2 protein-coding genes are annotated in these 592 nt (G+C 69.4%); one reads left to right on the forward strand and one right to left on the reverse strand.

Going from position 1 to position 592, the window contains the following annotated elements; translation table 11 throughout:
• On the forward strand, nt 1–238 hold a 238-nt coding region (locus tag IE258_RS40845), incomplete at its 5' end, for an acyltransferase family protein (protein ID WP_373309992.1).
• A 77-nt stretch (nt 239–315) separates the two neighbouring features.
• On the opposite strand, the gene IE258_RS40850 is transcribed toward IE258_RS40845, so the two are convergent.
• Nucleotides 316–592 (reverse strand): RICIN domain-containing protein (locus IE258_RS40850; RefSeq protein WP_189750846.1); only part of this gene is annotated, 277 nt, incomplete at its 5' end.

Raw genomic sequence — 592 nt, forward strand, 5'->3', positions numbered from 1 at the left:
CCTCCCGCGCCTGCTGATCGGGCTGGGGACGATCAGCTATTCGGTCTACCTGGTGCACCCTGTGCTCCTGGCCGTGAGCGACGGAACCTTCGGCAGATGGCAGCGGGACACCCCTCTGCTGACAGCGGCGTTCTACGCCGTGCTTCTGCCGGTGAGCGTGCTGACCTACCGCTATGTCGAGGCCCCGGGCCAGAGATGGGGCCGGAAACTGGCAGGACGCCTGCGACCGCCGGGGTGACGGACCGCCACCGCAGGAAGCACAGGGCGCCCCGTGACCGATGAGGTCCGGGGCGCCGAGGTGCCACGACGGCCGGGTCAGTGCGACAGGATCCAGCCCTGGTTGGCCGAGCCGTCGCAGCGGAACTGAGCGGCCTGCGCGCCGTTGGCGGTGCTCGCACCCGAGATGCCCAGGCACAGGCCGCTCTTGCGGTTCTTGAGCGCGAAGTAGTCCCCGCTGTACGCGCTGTCGTCCTTCACCCAGTCCTGATTGGTGTCGCTGGACCCCCTGGCCGTGATGGCCGCCGCCCCCACGGCCGTGCTGGCACCGTCGATGCCGAGGTTCAACCCCGACTCGAAGTTCTCGAAGCTGCGG

This window comes from Streptomyces tendae (assembly GCF_014650435.1).
Classification (GTDB): domain Bacteria; phylum Actinomycetota; class Actinomycetes; order Streptomycetales; family Streptomycetaceae; genus Streptomyces; species Streptomyces tendae.